18 protein-coding genes are annotated in these 17,671 nt (G+C 50.5%); 15 read left to right on the plus strand and 3 right to left on the minus strand.

Going from position 1 to position 17,671, the window contains the following annotated elements:
- Positions 1–19 precede the first annotated feature (19 nt).
- The 11 genes from ACFSDB_RS01155 (at position 20) to ACFSDB_RS01205 (ending at position 9,223) form a co-directional block, all read left to right on the plus strand.
- Positions 20–442, plus strand: coding sequence for an ureidoglycolate lyase (locus ACFSDB_RS01155; protein WP_204891474.1), 423 nt, complete (start codon positions 20–22; stop codon positions 440–442).
- 4 nt (positions 443–446) lie between these two features.
- Complete coding sequence (locus tag ACFSDB_RS01160; protein ID WP_204891473.1) at positions 447–1,409, plus strand: MBL fold metallo-hydrolase; 963 nt, start codon at positions 447–449, stop codon at positions 1,407–1,409.
- 12 nt (positions 1,410–1,421) lie between these two features.
- Positions 1,422–2,177, plus strand: coding sequence for an SDR family NAD(P)-dependent oxidoreductase (locus tag ACFSDB_RS01165; RefSeq protein ID WP_204891472.1), 756 nt, complete (start codon positions 1,422–1,424; stop codon positions 2,175–2,177).
- A gap of 10 nt (positions 2,178–2,187) precedes the next feature.
- Entirely contained in the window at positions 2,188–3,066 is an 879-nt protein-coding gene (locus ACFSDB_RS01170) for a hypothetical protein (RefSeq protein ID WP_204891471.1), read from the plus strand.
- Entirely contained in the window at positions 3,053–3,982 is a 930-nt protein-coding gene (locus ACFSDB_RS01175) for an alpha/beta hydrolase (protein ID WP_204891470.1), read from the plus strand. Before ACFSDB_RS01170 ends, ACFSDB_RS01175 begins: the two co-directional genes overlap by 14 nt.
- A gap of 22 nt (positions 3,983–4,004) precedes the next feature.
- Positions 4,005–4,937 carry a dihydrodipicolinate synthase family protein gene (locus ACFSDB_RS01180; protein WP_204891469.1) on the plus strand — a complete coding sequence of 311 codons (933 nt, stop codon included), beginning with the start codon at positions 4,005–4,007 and terminating at the stop codon, positions 4,935–4,937.
- 64 nt (positions 4,938–5,001) lie between these two features.
- Entirely contained in the window at positions 5,002–6,168 is a 1,167-nt protein-coding gene (locus ACFSDB_RS01185; RefSeq protein WP_204891698.1) for a mandelate racemase/muconate lactonizing enzyme family protein, read from the plus strand.
- A 42-nt stretch (positions 6,169–6,210) separates the two neighbouring features.
- Positions 6,211–7,677 (plus strand): alpha-ketoglutaric semialdehyde dehydrogenase GucD, encoded by a 1,467-nt coding sequence (gucD, locus tag ACFSDB_RS01190; RefSeq protein WP_204891468.1) that lies wholly within the window; start codon positions 6,211–6,213, stop codon positions 7,675–7,677.
- A 212-nt stretch (positions 7,678–7,889) separates the two neighbouring features.
- Positions 7,890–8,312, plus strand: a complete 423-nt coding sequence (locus ACFSDB_RS01195; RefSeq protein WP_204891467.1) for a YybH family protein — start codon at positions 7,890–7,892, stop codon at positions 8,310–8,312.
- Positions 8,313–8,441: 129 nt separating this feature from the next.
- On the plus strand, positions 8,442–8,798 hold the full coding sequence (locus ACFSDB_RS01200) for a DUF4181 domain-containing protein (protein ID WP_204891466.1): 357 nt from the start codon (positions 8,442–8,444) through the stop codon (positions 8,796–8,798).
- Between the two features lie 68 nt (positions 8,799–8,866).
- Positions 8,867–9,223, plus strand: coding sequence for a DUF4181 domain-containing protein (locus ACFSDB_RS01205; RefSeq protein ID WP_204891465.1), 357 nt, complete (start codon positions 8,867–8,869; stop codon positions 9,221–9,223).
- On the opposite strand, the gene ACFSDB_RS01210 is transcribed toward ACFSDB_RS01205, so the two are convergent.
- Positions 9,201–9,824 (minus strand): hypothetical protein, encoded by a 624-nt coding sequence (locus ACFSDB_RS01210; RefSeq protein ID WP_204891464.1) that lies wholly within the window; start codon positions 9,822–9,824, stop codon positions 9,201–9,203. The two genes, ACFSDB_RS01205 and ACFSDB_RS01210, sit on opposite strands and share 23 nt — an antisense overlap.
- Before the next feature lie 93 nt (positions 9,825–9,917).
- Between ACFSDB_RS01210 and ACFSDB_RS01215 the strand changes: the two genes are divergently transcribed.
- Positions 9,918–10,310, plus strand: a complete 393-nt coding sequence (locus tag ACFSDB_RS01215) for an RDD family protein (RefSeq protein WP_204891463.1) — start codon at positions 9,918–9,920, stop codon at positions 10,308–10,310.
- Between the two features lie 255 nt (positions 10,311–10,565).
- Complete coding sequence (locus tag ACFSDB_RS01220; RefSeq protein WP_204891462.1) at positions 10,566–11,105, plus strand: hypothetical protein; 540 nt, start codon at positions 10,566–10,568, stop codon at positions 11,103–11,105.
- A gap of 94 nt (positions 11,106–11,199) precedes the next feature.
- On the opposite strand, the gene ACFSDB_RS01225 is transcribed toward ACFSDB_RS01220, so the two are convergent.
- Complete coding sequence (locus ACFSDB_RS01225; RefSeq protein WP_204891461.1) at positions 11,200–13,299, minus strand: putative bifunctional diguanylate cyclase/phosphodiesterase; 2,100 nt, start codon at positions 13,297–13,299, stop codon at positions 11,200–11,202.
- 364 nt (positions 13,300–13,663) lie between these two features.
- Here ACFSDB_RS01225 and ACFSDB_RS01230 point away from each other — a divergent pair, with 364 nt between their 5' ends.
- Both ACFSDB_RS01230 and ACFSDB_RS01235 read left to right on the plus strand, forming a co-directional pair.
- Complete coding sequence (locus ACFSDB_RS01230) at positions 13,664–14,341, plus strand: serine/threonine protein kinase (RefSeq protein ID WP_204891460.1); 678 nt, start codon at positions 13,664–13,666, stop codon at positions 14,339–14,341.
- Positions 14,342–14,393: 52 nt separating this feature from the next.
- Positions 14,394–15,119 (plus strand): class I SAM-dependent methyltransferase, encoded by a 726-nt coding sequence (locus tag ACFSDB_RS01235; protein WP_204891459.1) that lies wholly within the window; start codon positions 14,394–14,396, stop codon positions 15,117–15,119.
- A 59-nt stretch (positions 15,120–15,178) separates the two neighbouring features.
- Here the strand turns inward: ACFSDB_RS01235 and ACFSDB_RS01240 are convergent, their stop codons facing one another.
- Positions 15,179–17,548: a putative bifunctional diguanylate cyclase/phosphodiesterase gene (locus ACFSDB_RS01240; RefSeq protein ID WP_377338996.1), complete on the minus strand. Its 2,370-nt coding sequence runs from the start codon at positions 17,546–17,548 to the stop codon at positions 15,179–15,181.
- Between the last annotated feature and the right edge of the window lie 123 nt (positions 17,549–17,671).

The raw sequence follows: 17,671 nt of genomic DNA on the forward strand, positions 1-17,671 counted from the left end.
AATAGATGGGAGGAGAAATATGAAGAGTCCGATTAAAAGAATTACTGTTGAAAACTTCTCCAAATACGGCGGCGTCTTAGGAGAAGGCGGAGAAACCGGGTTTAAGGTCTTTTTCGATGAAGACGAAAAAGTCGGTTGGAGATTGGCTGTGTCTACATTTGAAAATACAACAATAAAGAAACTGGCGCGTCATCCGAATACAGTGGAAAGCTTCTCCCCGCTTCAAGGAGTTTCAGTCTTTTGTGTAGCCGATTCCGAAGTCCCGGGAGAAGTTGATGCTTTCTTGCTGGACAGGCCAATCTATATCCGGAAAAACATTTGGCATGGAACGATGGCATTGACAGAGCAAGCTGTTCTTTCGATATGCGAGAACTCATATGTGGAATCGGAAGAATACGAGTTGGAAAATCCTTTTGAAGTATTGGTGACAGGAGGCGTATAAGCAAGTGGAACTCTTTCCAGGTGTCCATAGAATCGAAGTGCATTATCATAACCGCTATCTGTTTCAGCATATTCTAGTCGGAGAGGAGAACCTTCTTTTTATTGATTCTGGAGTTGCTTCAACACCGGCGGAGGCGATCGGACCCTACGTTGACAAGGAAAAAATACTGAAAGGACAATCACCCTTTCTATTGGTCACCCATGGGGATTCGGATCATAGCGGGGGAAATTCCGCACTGAATGAGTTATTCCCACAACTGACAATAATGGCCCACCGATTCGACAGCGAAAATATTGAAGATCCAAACCAGCTATTGAAGAACCGGTATAACGAGCTGGCATATTTAGGGATAGCCAATAGCGAAGAAAAGAACAAGCAGTCGTTAAAGAATATGGGAGACAAATGCGGTGTGGATTTGGCCTTGAGCGGAGGGGAGACTTTCCGTTTATCAGCTGACTGGAAAGTGCATTTACTGCATTCTCCCGGACATACAAAAGGGCACATGATGGTATATGATCCGCGTCATCGTATGGCGATCATTGCAGACGCCATTCTTGGAAAAGGGGTTCCGGCAAGACAAGGAGGAATGGCTCTTTGTCCCACTAACCGCTATACAGGGATGTATCTTGAAACCATTGAAAAAATAGAAGCACTGGATATTGATCATCTTCTGACAAGCCACTTCCCGCTTATTTCGGGAAAAGAAGATATCGATAAATTCATAGCCCAAAGCAGAGAGTTTGTCTCCATGGTAGAAGCATATATTTTGGAGGAAGCAGAAAAAGCTGATGCTGTTTCTGTAAGTGATTTGATTCTTCATGTGGGACAGAAGCTAGGGGATTGGCCGGAAGAAAGAAACTTTGATTTGTTTTACTGCCTGCAAGGCGGGCTGGAGGAGCTGGCCCGAAAAGGGGTTATGATGCCCGAAGAAAACCCTGAAGGAATTGTTTGGAGAAGAAGAAGTTAGGAAGGTGCAGGTATGAAAACAGCGATTGTAACAGGAGGCGGCTCTGGTATTGGAAAAGCCATTGCAAGAGAATTGGCCCGCGAAGGTTACCGCGTAGCTGTAGGAGATCGGAACGAGGAGAATGCAGCCCTTGTCGCAGAGGAAATCAATAATAGCGGAGGGGAAGCCCGTGCAATGCTTGTGGACATTGCAGATGAAGAATCCATTGTCCATATGATTGAAAAGACGGTGGTATGGACCGGAAAAATCGACTTGCTGGTGAACAATGCAGGAGTGAACTTTCAATATAGTGTTGAAGATTGCCCGCCGGATGAGTTTGACCACTGTATCGCAATCAATTTAAAAGGACATTATTTGTGTTCAAAGCATGCAATTCCTTTGTTGAAAAAAGAACAGGGTTCAAACATCGTGAATATTGCTTCAACCCATGCGATTCGTACCCAGCCAAATTTTTTTCCCTATAATGCCACCAAAGGAGGCATTATCAGCATGACAAAAGGAATGGCGATCGACTTGAGCAAATACGGGATTAGGGTGAATGCAGTTTGTCCCGGTTTTATACAGACTGCTATCATGGATCCGGAGCTTTATGAAGAAAGCGATTATTTGAAAAAGGTTTTGCCTTATCACCCTGCAGGGCGCATCGGCCAGCCGGAAGATATCGCTTATGCGGTGGCTTTTCTGGCATCTGAGAAAGCATCGTTCATCAATGGAGAGGCAATGGTTGTGGATGGAGGGAGGAATGCACTGACTTATACCTTGGAATAGGAGGAAGGCGATGCAAACTTTTATCCATAGCAAATATCTTCATATCTCAATTGATGATGTAATAGAGATTCTTAGGGAGCTGGAGCAGCAAAAGCATAAATCGGTATGGGATCATCCGGTCTTTTCGTTTTTCAAGGAGCTAAATGAGCAGTATGGAGCGGTTTTCTCCTTGTACTGTTTTTATTTCAGCTATGATGGCCGCTGGAATTTAGACCAAATGCCCGACCACTTCAAAGCAGAATTTGAACAATCCTCCAAATGGATGCGGTTCGGGTTTCATTCCTATCATCATGAAAGCAAGTATGGCTTATCTAATAAAAATTTGTCGGCGCAGGAAGCATTCAAGCATTACTCCTTGATAACGGAGTCAATTTGCAGATTTGCCGGTACCCAGGCGATCGACACCGTACCAAGAATCCATTTCTATTTGGGAACCAGGGAGAAAATCAAGGTCTGGAGAGATGCGAAGAATGGAATCGAGGGACTGCTCACTGCAGATGATGACAGAAACGAAGTCTATTATCTAGATGAGATTCAAAGGGAGAACCTGATGAGAAAGGGACATCTTTTCGACTCTGTTGAGAGCCTTTATTTTATTAAAACAAATTTGCGCCTTGAAAATGAATCAGCCCCCGTAGAAAAACTGGAGGCCAGAAAAAACGGTTACCAAGAGCAGGGACATTTCCAATGCATTTTTACACATGAGGAAAAGCTAAATTCCCGAATCATTAAAAAGAGGATAGAAGACTGTTGCGAATGGGCAAGCTTGAACGGCTATGAATTCCTGTTTCCAATGGATGCCTTGCCGAAATGCCAGAAAGGAGAGCTGTATGCCTCTGCATCCCGAAATCCAAAAATTCCTGGAAGCTCAACCAATGCCGGCAGCTGAACATATTCCGACTGTTGAAGAACTTCGAATGAGAAACAAGGAGTTGACGGTTCCCATTGAGCAGCGTCCTCCTGTCTTTTCTGTTGAGGATATGCAGATTTTACTGGAGAAGAGAGCCATTAATATCCGGGTTTACACACCTGAAGGGGAAGGGCCCCACCCGCTTTTTATCTATTTTCATGGTGGTGGGTTCGTTTTGGGGAACTTGGATACGCATGACGTGATTTGCCGGGAAATAGCTAATTACAGCCAGCATCAAGTTGTGTCGGTAGATTATCGGCTGGCGCCGGAATCTCCATTTCCAGCAGCGCTCGAGGACGGTTATGAAGTGTTGGAGTGGTTGTGGCTAAATGGCGATCAGCTTAACGGAGACCGGTCCAGAATTAGCATTGGGGGAGACAGTGCAGGAGGGAATCTGGCGGCGGCTGTCTGTTTAATGGCCCGAGACCGGCAGAAAGACATGGTGTCGAAGCAAGTGTTGCTTTATCCCGTCATTGACCATTTTCAGGCGGAAGAAGAGACGGTCTATGGATCATATGCTGCGTTTGATCGGTATGGATTGACTCGCATGAGAATGGGCATGTTCTGGCAGCATTATGTAAAGGTGCGGGAAGCCCAAAACCATCCATATGCTTCGCCTATAAAGGCTGAAAGTCTCCGCAACTTGCCGCCGTGCCTGATTATCACGGCAGAATATGATGTGCTGCGAGATGAAGGGGAGCATTATGCTGGACGGTTGAAGTATGAAGGAACCTATGCAATCTATAAAAGGGTACCGGGAGTAAATCATGGCTTTTTAAATCGGTTTTATGAATTGGAGGAGTCGAAAAAAGTTTTTCGTGACATAGGTGAATTTTTAAATCGGTCCATTGAAGTCTTTGAGAAACAACCGGATGAAATCAAGGAGTATGAATAAAAACAATGAAGGAGGTTTTTATATGGATTATTCAAAGTTCAGCAAAGAGCTGGAAACCATTTCAGGGATCAGCTTGACCCCGTTTAAGGAAGAGACAAAAGAAATCGACTGGGATGCGGTAAAGGAGAATATAGAGTTTCTAATTGGGAACGGGGTTGAAGTGATTGTCCCATGCGGAAATACAAGTGAATTCTATGCTTTGACCATTGAAGAGGCAAAAGAAGAAGTGAAAAAAGTAGTAGAAATCGTTGATGGGCGGGCAAAAGTTGTGGCAGGCATCGGCTATTCGATGAAGACTGCGATAGAGCTGGGGAAAGATGCCGAACAGGCAGGGGCAGATGCAGTCATGATACATATGCCTGTCCATCCTTATATCACAGATGGAGGATTGATTGATTATTTCAGCGGAATAATCGAAGCCCTTCATATCCCTTCTCTGATTTACTTTAAGGATCCCTCTGTCAGTGATGATGTTATCAAGCAATTGGCTTCCATAGACAAATTAGTGGGGATTAAATACGCAATCAATGACTTGCCGCGTTTTGCAAAAATCGTAACTGAAGTTCCAGCAGATAAAAATAACCTCACCTGGATATGTGGAACAGCCGAAAAATGGGCACCATTCTTTTACAATGCGGGTGCTAAAGGATTTACTTCCGGACTCGTCAATATCTACCCGCAAAAGTCATTCGAGCTTCTGACTGCATTGCAGGAAGGTAATCAGGAGACGATTTGGAAAGTATGGAAAGAAGTGCTGCCGTTTGAAGATTTACGCGCTAAATACAATAACGGCAATAACGTGGTCGTGATAAAAGAAGCGATGGAGTTGGCAGGATTAAGAGCAGGAGTAACTAGAGAGCCGGTAGGTCCGCTGAATGCATCCGACAGGCAGGAAGTTATGGACTTGCTGAAGGTATGGGGCTTTGAATTGAAGGGTGAAAATGTGATTTCTTAAGGCTGAAGAGCCGAAAAAAGTAGTAATCTGACTCGGAAGAACTGGAGAAGGGGGAAAAACAATGATGAAAATAACGGATCTAAGGCTTACTGTAGTGGGGATTCCAAGGCATACGGGTTTTGTCAATAAACATGTGATTGTGGAACTGTTTACAAATGAGGGAGTCACAGGGATAGGCGAGATGTCTGATTTCTCGCATTTACCCCGGTATGCCATAGATATAAACGACTTAACCAATGTTTTAAAATCCATGCTGGTGGGCAAAAATCCTTTTGATATCTCGTTGATCAACAAGGAACTTCTGGATAATTTTCCAGAAGCCATGTACTACTACGAAAAAGGGAGCTTTATCCGAAACGGTATTGACGCAGCGTTGTACGACCTTTGCGGAAAGTACTTGAATATCTCTGTCGCAGAAATGCTCGGCGGCAGGTACCAGGAGAAGATCAAGGTCTGCTACCCGATATTCCGTCATCGCTTCATGGAAGAAGTAGAAGAGAATGTGGAAGTGGTTCGGCAGCGCTACGCGCAAGGGTTTGATGTATTCCGTTTATATGCCGGGAAGAATGTGGATGCAGATGAAGCGTTTTTAGATGCTATCCAACAGGAATTCGGCTCTAAAGTCAAAATAAAATCGCTTGATTTCAGTCATTTATTGGATTGGAAGGAATCCTTGAAAATTGTTAAAAGATTATCGAAATATGATTTTGAAATGGTTGAAAGCCCGGCTGTCCGAAATGATTTTGATGGGCTGTATCACATCCGTACCCGCATAGATCAGCCAATCAGTGAGCATGTCTGGAGCAATCGGCAGCAATACGAGATGATCAAACGCGACTCAGTTGATATTTTCAATATCTCACCTATCTTTATCGGGGGCCTCACAGCTGCAAAAAAGGCGGCATCGGCTGCAGAGGTCGTAGGGAAAAGTGTTCTTTTAGGTACGACGCAAGAGCTTTCGATCGGTACTGCGGCAATGGCGCATTTAGGCAGCACATTGCTGAACCTCAATTATACCTCTGATCCGACAGGGCCCGAACTGTATGTCGGGGATGTCGTAAAAAATAAAATCCAATACGTGAACGGATATCTGCATGTTCCGAATAGAGATATACCTGGATTGGGCGTTGAGTTGGATTGGGATTTGATCGAGAAATACAGAATGAAAGATTTAAGCTGGGGCGAAGTGACGGTGCATCAACTGCAGGACCGCACTGCACAAGTGAAGTGATAAGCAATAGCGCAAAGGAATAAAATCCAGGAGGGATCTTTAATGACAATCCAGACGGAGACGAAAACTTATTTGAATTATATAAACGGTGAATGGAAAGCATCCGATACAGGGAAAACGAGTGACAGCTTCAACCCTTCCAATAGCCAGGAAATACTTGGATCTTTCCAGATGTCTTCAGCCAACGACCTGGATGAGGCAGTCAATGCGGCGAAGGAAGCTCAAAAAACATGGCGCAAACTTTCTGGCGCGGCAAGAGGGGATTTCCTGTTCAAAGTGGCTGCCGTCCTGGAAGAAAAAACAGCATACGTGGCAGAAGCGATGACCAAGGAGATGGGCAAGACTTTTGCGGAAGCGAAAGGTGAAACGGCACGTGGTATAGCGATTCTCCGTTATTATGCAGGAGAAGGCATGCGTCCGGTCGGTGATGTCATCCCTTCATCTGACAGTGAAGCCCTGATGTTCACAAACCGTACCCCGCTTGGCGTAGTCGGCGTCATCACGCCATGGAATTTTCCGGTCGCCATTCCAATTTGGAAAATGGCGCCCGCTCTCATCTATGGAAATGCAGTCGTTTTAAAGCCTGCAAGTGACACAGCAGTCACCGCGGCGCGAGTAGTTGAGTGTTTTCACGAAGCCGGCCTGCCCGCCGGTGTCTTGAATATGGTAACGGGTTCTGGATCAGTCATTGGTCAAGGATTAGCAGAACATCCGGGAGTGGACGGCATCACCTTTACAGGATCTAATGCAGTCGGAAAGCAGATTGGCCGGGCGGCTCTTGACCGTGGCATCAAGTATCAGCTAGAAATGGGCGGTAAAAACCCTGTGATTGTCGCAGATGACGCAGATTTAGATTTGGCTGTAGCGGCGACCATCAGTGGTGGTTTGAAATCAACCGGTCAGAAATGTACGGCTACTAGTCGGGTCATCGTTCAACAAGGCGTATATGAAAAGTTTCGAGAAAAGCTTTTACAGAAAGTAGCAGAAATTACGGTAGGCAACGGGATGGAAGAAGGCAGTTGGATGGGGCCAGTTGCGAGCAAAAACCAGCTGGAGAATGTCCTTTCCTACATCGAGAAAGGCAAAGCAGAAGGAGCTGAATTGGTGCATGGCGGAAATCGGGTAACATCCAATGGGCTCGGCGATGGCTACTTTATCGAACCGACCGTATTTGATCAAGTCACTGCAGAAATGACTATTGCACGTGAAGAGATTTTTGGACCGGTTCTGGCGTTGATGAAAGTAGAGACCTTGGAACAGGCAATCGAACTTGCCAATGATTCCGAATATGGATTGAGCGCTTCCATTTTCACAACGAATATCGGCAATATGCTGGAATTTATCAATGATATGGAGGCAGGTTTGGTTCGTGTCAACGCAGAAAGTGCAGGTGTGGAATTGCAGGCGCCTTTCGGTGGTATGAAACAATCGAGCTCGCATTCACGTGAACAGGGACGTGCGGCTATTGAATTTTTCACCTCGATTAAAACTATATTTATTAAGAAATAGAAAAGAGCTATGCGATTAAGGGGCTATTACCCCAATCGCATAGCTTTTCTTAATGAATGTCATTTAAAATTTTATTTCTCACTTTATAAACTCATTAAATTTATATAAAAAGTACGCTAATCTGTAAATGGAGAAAAGGTTTGAAATATGGAGGAATTCCTATGAGTAAAGGAGAAAGATATCAAATAGAAAGTTATATAAGGAGGATCCCTATGTTCAGCGAAGTCCAGGACGTATTCAAGAATTACGAAGAAGCGGTATCCGAAAAAGACGTTGAAAAGTTTTTGGCGGGCTATGCACCAAATGTCCATCTGTTTGATTGCTGGGGAAAATGGGAGCACAACGGGATTGGGGAATGGAAGACTGCCGTAACGGAATGGTTCGACGGCGTGGAAGAGGAAGGCGTAGGGCTCCGCGCGGAACTGATGGAGGAAGTGGTCATGGAAAACGAGGGGCTCGCTCATGTGCACGGCGCCATCAAATTTGCCGGAATCGATGAAGAGGGCAAGGAATTCCGAAGTGTCACAAACCGCTTCACGTTCCTGCTCGAAAAAGTCGACGGATCGTGGCGCATTACCCACGAACATTCTTCGCTGCCAATCAGCACGGAGGACGGGAAAGCGATTTTTGGATAACGCTGAAGAGGACGAACGAAAGGAAAAACGCCCTTGAACCGATTGAAAAGGTTCAAAGGCGTCTTTTATTGGAACTTTCGGGCAGTTCATGCGTATGAATAGGAAGAGAATGGAAAGGGGGAGAACGGAATGGAATTTATCATTGTTCTCATCCTGCTTCTTTTATGGTTTTTTGTAGCCGAAAGAGTGGTGCGGAAAATCTTGAAAGTCGAGAAAGGCAGTCTGGAAGGGACGCCGGGAGCCAAGATAAATGCCTGGAGCCAAGGCATCACCATTTTTCTGTCCCTCTTGATCATTCCGTTTGCAGCAGAAGACTGGTGGGAGGGGATGATGTTTTTCTGGCTTGTCTACCTGACGTCTTTCTCCTTCGTAGAAGCTTTCTTGCAGTGGAAATACATCCCGGAAACGCGGGAACACCTCGCAACGCTAGTCATGTATCCGCTGGGGCTCGGAATGCTGCTCGGCATCGGACTTTTATTGTTTTGAAAAACGATTTTTAGAAGCCCCTCACCGAAGCATCGTAGACAGTGTATAAATGAAGGGAGGGGAACCGGATGGAGTTTTTCATCATCCTCGCCGTATTGCTCGTGCTGTTTCTGGCAGTCGACAAAGGTTTGCGGAAAGGGTTCAAGGTCGAGAAAAAGCGGCTGTCGGACAGTCCGGGGAAAAAGGCGGACGCCTGGAGCCGGGGCATCATCCTGGTTGCGGCACTCGCCTTCATCCCGTTCGTGGTAACGGAAACGGGCGACCGGCTGATCTGGTTCTGGATCGTCTACTTGACGGGGCTCCATCTGGTCCAGGCGTTCCTGCAATGGAAGTACATACGGGAGTCGCGGGAGCATCTTGTGACGCTAAGCATGCTGCCGGTCGGGCTCGCTGCGCTCCTGTTCATCCGGTTTTATTTCTTTTGAGCGGCGTCCGGAGTTCCCGGTTGAGCAGCAGCACGAGCACCGGCCCGATGACCGGAATCCAGGCGAGCGCTCGGTGCCGGGCTTCCGGATAGAACCGGCGGACCGTATAGACGGACAGGCCCCATAGCACGAACCAGTCCACTGTCATGACGGAGACCAGGCTGGATGCAAAGAACGCTTCCCGGTAGGCGGACAGGGAAAAACCCTGGAGCAGCGTCAATAGGTTGCCGATTGAAAGCGCGATCAATGCGATGAGCCAAATGGGCGACGCCAGGAAGCGAACGAGCCATTTCGGCGTGCGGAGCTTCCGTTCGGCGGGCTTCTGGCCGAACGCGAAATACGGCAGCAAGGCGAATGCGCCGACACCAAACGACGCAAGGGTGAATGGCCAAGCCGGCCAGCGCTGCCGGTCATTCAAACCCAGCAGCGTCAAAAAGACCGCCGGGAACAGGCCGAGTGAGTTGAACACCGCAAAGACGAGCGGGTCGATGTCGCCCCACTCCATGCTGAGGATTTTCGAGAAGACCGGATCGGCATCGCCGCCGGGTGCGAGAAATACGGCATAGCCGATCAACAGAACCCAGATTACAAAGAAGATCAAAATGCGTCACCCCTTTTCTTCCATCATACAGGACGAAAAGGAAAACCGCGCGGCATATCCGCGCCGAAAATTCCGAAAGAGGAGGAATGAAACATGAATGAATTGACGAAAAAACGCGTGATGGCCATGGGAATCGATACGGTGATGTCATCTATGGTGTCATCGGCTTTGGAACCCCTGGTGAAAAAGAAGGTAAAGGGCAGCTTTGTCCCGATTGTCATCCTGCCGTCTGTCGTTTTGTGGGGGCTTGAAGCGGCGCAGATCAGCCTTTTCGGGCAGACGCTCGGGCAAAAGGCCGTGGGCATCAAAATCATTAGGGAAGACGGCGGAAAGCCGGAAGCAGGGCAGATCCTGAAGCGCTCCATGCACCGCGATTCGGTGAGCGCCATCCCTTATTTGAAGAACCGCAAAGCGTTTGATGCAAACGGCGGCATCGCTTTCCCGCACGACCAGTATGCCGAAACGCTTGTGGTGGCAAGCAAATAAGCGAAGCATTGTATTGAATAGCTTGAAGCGGAAGCGGATTGTCCTTGAAGAGGACGATCCGCTTATTGAAATTCCGCGTATTTATTCGTCACAGCTCATCTTGAATCCCAAATATGAAGTAAAAATTACTTTCATTATATTTATTACATTAGTAATTTATAAATGTTAAATATAAACAAAAAGCGCTTAACTCTCTGGAGTGGTGGTAAACACACCCTGCAAGACTATTTTTCCATCAAGGGAGGAACTACCAAGATGAAGAAAACGCTAATCCAATTGACTGCACCAGCTTTAGCAGCAGGTCTGGCATTCTCCGGAACAGGCGGTGCACTTGCAGCCGGACCTGATGCGCATGCCAATGTGAAAGCTCAAGTGAAAGTGGAACAAAGCGCGAAAGTGAACGGAGCGGACTTGTCGCATCGCCTGCTTCCGATTGAAAAGCGCATCTCGTCAGTGGATTTTGATGTCGCGGCATTGACTGCGGAGCTCGAAGCCAAGGAATCCCTCAGCTATGAAGAATGGGTCTATTACCAGGAAGGGTTGAACGCCTTGTTCGGCCAGGTGGGGGCATCGACGAACCAGCTGATGGCCGTAACGAAGAAGTTCGGCGAGGATTCCGCTGAAGTGGCGGAAGCCAAAGCGGAGATCAACGAAGCATTCAGCACCTTGGTGCAAGTGCAGGCATTGCTCGACTCCATCGAAGTGACCGTGGAAGAGCCGGAAGTGGAAACGCCAGAAGTGCCTGAAGCTCCAGAAATGCCGGAAGCACCGGCTGAAGAAACTATCACTTTGTAATAATGTTTCATTCCACCGCCAAACCGAATTGAAAAGCCCGTTTCCTCGACTAGAGGAAACGGGCTTTTTTAGGTTGGAGAAATAGGTCGATTGCCTATCCGCGTCCCCCGGGTTTTTCCGGAAGTGCCGGGAATTGCTGCAGTTCTGCCGGCATCGGGCGGCTGAAATAATACCCTTGCCCTTCATCGCACAGCTCATCCGACAGGAACGACAGCTGGGTGTCGTCTTCGATGCCTTCGGCGATAACGCCCATGTTCAATTTATGGGCGAGCGCAATGATCGTTGACGTGATCGCTTTGCCGTTGGATCCGCTGTTGATGTCGCCGATAAAGCTGCGGTCGATTTTGACGCGGTCGAATTCGAACTCGCGCAGGTAGCTGAGTGATGTGTAGCCGGTGCCGAAATCATCGATGGCGATGGAGAGGCCGAGCGCCTTCAGGTTCTTGAAGCAGCACTTCAGCCGTTCGGTGTCTTCCAGCAGGATGCTCTCAGTCACTTCAAGCTCCACCCATTTCCCGTCGAGCCCCGTCTCTTCAAGGATCGCTTTGACCTTTTCGGGGAAATCCGGGCGCTGCAGCTGGATCGTCGAGACATTGACGCTGATTTTGAACGGGCCATAACCCGCTTCTTGCCACGCTTTGTTCTGGCTGCAGGCGGTGCGCAGCACCCATTCGCCGATCGCGACGATCTGGCCGCTTTCCTCGGAAACCGGGATAAAGCGGTCCGGCGGCACCAGGCCGAGTTCCGGATGGTGCCAGCGGATCAGCGCTTCCATCGAGCTGACTTTGCCGTTTTTCAAGTCCATGATCGGCTGGTAATGCAGGACGAATTCATTGTTCGGGATGGCGGCCTTCAGCCCTTGTTCGACGAGCAGCTTGAAGGCGCTGCCCTGGTCGAGTTCCGGCGTATAGACGGTATGGTTGTTCTTGCCGGACCTTTTGGTGAAGTACATCGCGACGTCCGCTTTTTTGACGAGGCTGTCGACGCTTTCTTCCGCCGAACAGCTGTAAGCGATGCCGATGCTTGCGGAAACCGACAGCGAGTGGCCAAGCACATCGAATGGCTCCGACAGGGCGGCATTAAGCCGTTTGGCTAAAGCAACAGCTTCTTCTTCGGTGGCGCCCGGCAGGAGGACGGCGAATTCATCGCCGGCGAACCGGGCGACGGTATCCGTTTTCCGCACCTCTGCGGAAAGGCGCTGCGCCGTGATTTTCAGGAATTCGTCGCCCATGTGGTGGCCGAGGGAGTCGTTGATGAACTTGAAGCGGTCCACATCCAGGAACAGTACGGCGAGCGGTTTTTGGTTCGTTTTGGACAGGTGCAGCACCTGGCTCAGCCGGTCTTCGAACAGCTTGCGGTTTGGGAGTTTGGTCAATGGGTCGAAATAGACCATTTCCTCCAACAGTTTCTGGTGTGCCCGTTTTTCCGTAATGTCCTTGGCGATGCCGTAGACGCCGGTGATTTCTCCGCGCTGTTTCACCGGGAAGGCCGTGACTTCGAGTCTGCGCAGCTCGCCGTCCTCGTGCATGGCCGACAATTCGTAGCGGGAATGGATGCCTTCCGCCGCCATCTGGAAATGGGTGAACGCGGTTCCGAGGTCCTCTGAAACGATGAGGGGCGCAAACGACATGTCCAGCAATTTCTCTGCACTGTAGCCGACCAGGTCGGTGCAAGCGGGATTGACTGCGGTGAACTTGCCCTCGAGGTCGAACTTGAAAATGGCATCCGGGTTGTTGTAGAAAAGGGACTCGAACCGCTCCTGGTTTTCCTGGAGCTGAATGTCTGCCATGACCTGTTCGGTGACGTCGATAATGGTACCGCACGTAACTGCTTTGCCGTCCTGCACCATTTTGGATGCGTGCACTTCGATGTGGTGGAGACTTCCGTCCTTCTTGCATACGCGGACCCGGTAGCGGGCTTCCGCGGTACGCCCTTCGAGCCGGTCATTGACGCTCGCCCGAACGATGGGCAGGTCTTCTGCACAGATCAGGTCGGGCATCGTGACGTGTCCGCTGATGAACTCATCTTCTGTGTAGCCGGTGAGTTCGCACATCTGCCGGTTGACATATAAAAAGGTCGTGCCTTCCAGGATGTACATCGCAGCAGGCGAGTTCTGGATCATGGTGTCGAACATTTCCTTATGATAAGCGCCGGGACCGGAGACTTCGGGTTTGTTTCGGTTGGTCGATTTCATGGCTCACACCTCCTGTGGTCGTTGAATTGCCTCTGCGCTGACATGCAAAAGCCGTAAGAATTAATAAAAAATATTTATGTTAAATAAAACCATATAAGATATAAAATTTCTAATTTATACTAACTGATTATAAAGGAAAATCCGGCAATCCGATAGTCCGGGACGAAGCGGGGCCTTATTTTATTTGGCATGCATGCCGGGCAGCGGGCGCTTTTGGACGTCTGGACAGGGATTTGGGGAACGGCTGAAAAAGTGGGGAGCTGCAAAGGGCGGATGCTGTTTATTCACCCGGGAATTCCTTATAATAAGCGGAAAGAAGGTACGATGATGGCCTTCAGGACACAACGGACAGGGGAGAGGTTCGATGGAACAGCGTTGGGAAAAGGCGGCGAAAGCATTGGAAGGGATCCGGGTCACGGCGCACCCGGACAACGAGCCGGTAACGATCGAAGGTATGGCGGAAGGGTTGCGCTGCATCGGCGTCGGCACGGACGCGGCAGTATTCCAAGCGCTTGATGCGCCGGAATTCGCTTTCAAGCTGTATGCAGAAGGCAAGGAAGACAAGCTGCGCGCGGAAGCGGAAGTCTACCGGCAGCTCGGGGAATCTTCTTTTTTCACGGAATGCTACGGGGAGGCGGACCGCTTTCTCGTACTGAAATACGAGGAGGGGCCGACGCTGTTCGACTGCCTGCTGCAGGGCATCCGGGTGCCGGAAGCGGCGGTGCTGGACGTGGAAGCCGCACGGAAAGTGGTCCGTGCAAAAGGCTTGAATCCGCGTGACATCCACTTGAAGAACATCCTCCTGCAGGACGGCAGGGCGAAGCTGCTCGACGTCTCCGAATACATCAAGCCCGGCAACGATTTCCGCTGGGAGCATTTGAAGAAGGCATACGAGGAATACTACCCGGTATTCGACGGCAAACCGGTGCCGTTCTGGCTGCTCGACACGATCCGGAAATGGTACCACCACTGGACCCGCTATTCAGCGTCGTTCGACGAGTTCATGCGGATCGTCTCGAAACAGCTGGGCTATCGGAAATAGACCGAGGAGATTGCTGAGTTCGCCGAATCGGAAACGAAAGGAGACGGAACGCATGAAACTGTACAAGGAACTGGCGGATTGGTGGCCGCTGTTGTCGCCGCATACGGAATACGAAGAAGAGGCCGGGCTCTATCTGGACATTATCCGGCGCCATCATCCGAATGTCCAAAGCGCGGTGGAGTTTGGCTCGGGCGGCGGCAGCAACGCCTTCTACTTGAAGCGGGCGTTTGGGATGACGCTGACCGATCTGTCGCCGGACATGCTGCGGGTGAGCAAGGCGCTGAACCCGGACTGCCGCCACTTAGAGGGAGATATGCGCACGATAGATGCCGGCGCGGACTTCGACCTCGTGTTCATCCACGACGCCATCACGTATTTCATCGACAAGCAGGATTTGCTCGCGGTCATGCAGAATGCCAAAAGGCACCTCAATGAAACCGGCATCCTTCTGGTCATGACCGACCAGTTCACGGAAACCTTCCAGCCCGCCACGAACCACGGCGGTGCGGACGGCGGCGGGCGCGGCATGCGCTACCTGGAATGGACATTCGACAGCGACCCCGATGACCACATGACCGAGACGGAATACCTCTACATCCTGCGAGATCGGGACGGCACCATTACGCGTGAGCATGACAGCGCGCGTTCCGGCCTGTTCCCGATGCCGGAATGGGAAGCGCTGCTTCAGGAAGCTGGATTCGAAGCGGTATTTGAACGCGTCGACTATTCCACGGAACCCGGCACTTATTACGCCATCGTCGCCCGGCAGCATGCGTGAACCATATCGTAGAATGCAAAAATCCCCCAGCCGTCTTGACGGTCGGAGGATTTCAGGTTTTATGCGCGGCTTGGATGCGGCAGGCCGTTTTTCAGCATCGAGGTGAACTGTTCCGCTGGCAATGGCCGGCTGAATAGGTAGCCCTGGATTTCGTCGCATCCCAGCGCCTGCAGGGATTCAAGCTGCCCGAGCGTCTCGACGCCTTCTGCAATGACGGACATGCCCATGCTGTGGGCCATGGAAACCATCGTCGCAACGAGCGCCTTGTCGGCCGGGCTCGTCTCCATGTCCTGCACGAACGGCTGCGCGATTTTCAGGTTGGTGACCGGAAAGCGCTTCAGGTACATCATCGAAGAATAGCCGGTGCCGAAGTCGTCGATCGCGATGCCGATGCCTAGGTCCCGAAGTGCTTCCATCCGGGCGATGGCGAGCTCGGCATCGTAGACGGCGACCCCTTCTGTGATCTCTAGCTCCAGTGAAGAAGCCGGGAAGGCAGTTTTTTCGAGCGCGCCGCGGACAATCTCCATCAGGCTTGCGTCAAGAAACTGCAAAGGCGACAGGTTCACGGCCAGCTTCAAGTGGCGGTGGCCTTCATCGTGCCATCTCTTTGCCTGGCGGCAGGCAGTCGTGAGCACCCACTCGCCGATTGGCAGGATCAGCCGGGTTTCTTCGGCGAGCGGGATGAATTCGGCCGGAGAGACCAGCGTGCCGTCTGCCGTGCGCCAGCGGATCAGCGTTTCCATGCCGGTCACTTCACCGGACGCCGAATCGACCTGCGGCTGGTAATGGAGGAGGAATTCCTCGTTGGCCAACGCGCTGCGCAAGCCGCTTTCGAGCTGTACCTTGCGGGTGAGCGTGGCGTTCATGTCTTCCGAGAAGAACTGGTAATTGTTGCGGCCGTGCTCTTTGGCGTGGTACATTGCGATGTCCGCATGCTTCATCAGCTCTTCGGTGGTGGCACCGTCGCCTGGATAGATGGCGACGCCGATGCTCATGGAGATGTCGAGTTCCTGTCCGTTGACGGTAACCGGCTGCTCGAGCACGGCTTGGATGCGCTGGATCAGCGGAACGATGTCCTCTTCTTCCGAGATTTTATTAAGGATCAGGGCGAATTCGTCGCCCCCCTGGCGCGAGACGGTATCGTCTTTGCGCAGGTTTTCCGCCATTTTGCGGGAAAAGCCTTTCAGCAGCAGGTCGCCGAATTCATGTCCGTACGTATCGTTGATGTTCTTGAAGCGGTCGAGATCGACAAAGACGACCGCCACTTTATGCGAATGGAGCCGGGCTTCGGCCATGGCGGCCGTCAGTTTGTCGAGGAACAGCCGCCGGTTTGGCAGGCCGCTCAGCACATCGTGGTAAGCCATGTGCTGCATCTGGTGCATCGCTTCGGTCAATTGCTCGTTCTTCGCACTGAGCTCCCGCGTGCGCTGGCCGATTTTCTGCTCGAGCACTTCGTTGAGGCCATGGTACTGCTCGAGGAGCTTGCGGTTTTCGGTGAGCGCCATGATCTGGCGTACGAAGATGAGCAGCACCGAGACGCCTGCTCCGGCAATCAAGCCGTTCATGTCGTTCTTCTGTTCGAAGATCATGACGACGAACAGCAGCGCCATGCTCAGATAAGGCAGCAGTCCCACGCTGGTATCGGGTTTTGCCGGCGCAAGATGCGGAATGGGAGCGATTTGTTCGTCGAGCGCAAAGAGCCCGGCAAGCGCCATCAGCAGCAGCGAAAGCGACCAGAGCGGGTCATAGAAACTGCCGGAGCTATAAATGCCGGTTGCGGTCTCGTACAGATAGATGCTGTCGGCGACAATCTGCAGCAGCAGGCTCGCAGCAATCAGATGGAGCACGCTGCGGGAAAACAAGGGCACTTTGCTGATGTAGAAACTGGCCAGTCCAAACAGCAGCAGCAGGCTGCCGACGGGGTAGCCTGCCGAAACGGCAAGCGTCAGGGGCGAAGCGGTCCCGCCGATCAAATCCTTGATGATAAAATGCCAGCTGAGCGCCGAAAAGACGGCCATGATGATCGTCACATCAAAAGCCAACCTCAATGGCTGCAGATCCCGCCTTACCTGCCAGCCATGGTACAGGAGTGCTGCGAGGTAAAAGGCGACTTGGAGAAAATAGAACAGGTCGGCCCAGCTGGGATAGGGGACTTCTTTTCCGAGCACGTTCTCGGCATAGATCCACAATCCTTCCGCGATTAGATAGCTGAGGCAGCCGAGGGCGATGAGCAGCCAGAACATCTTCTCCTTGCCGAAGATTTTCCGGTACACCGCGAACAAGACAGCCGCAGCAATGAGCGGCGCCAGTGCGGAAACCAGGTTTGCAGACAGCGTAGGATTGCCGCCTTTGAAAATCAGCGCATAATAGGCGCTGATGTACAGGACGATATAGATTGCGAAAACTTTTTTGGCGGATAGGATGGCGATGGCGGTTCACCTCTTTTATTGGAGAATCCCAGGGCTGTGGCTAAGTCGGCATAAAAATAAAAAATCATCGTTTTATTGAAAAGTTGTTCTTTTTCCTTATTATAGTTAATTATTCCTGAAATT

Origin of the sequence: Planococcus chinensis, assembly GCF_042681545.1 — a bacterium.
Taxonomy (GTDB): Bacteria; Bacillota; Bacilli; order Bacillales_A; family Planococcaceae; genus Planococcus; species Planococcus chinensis.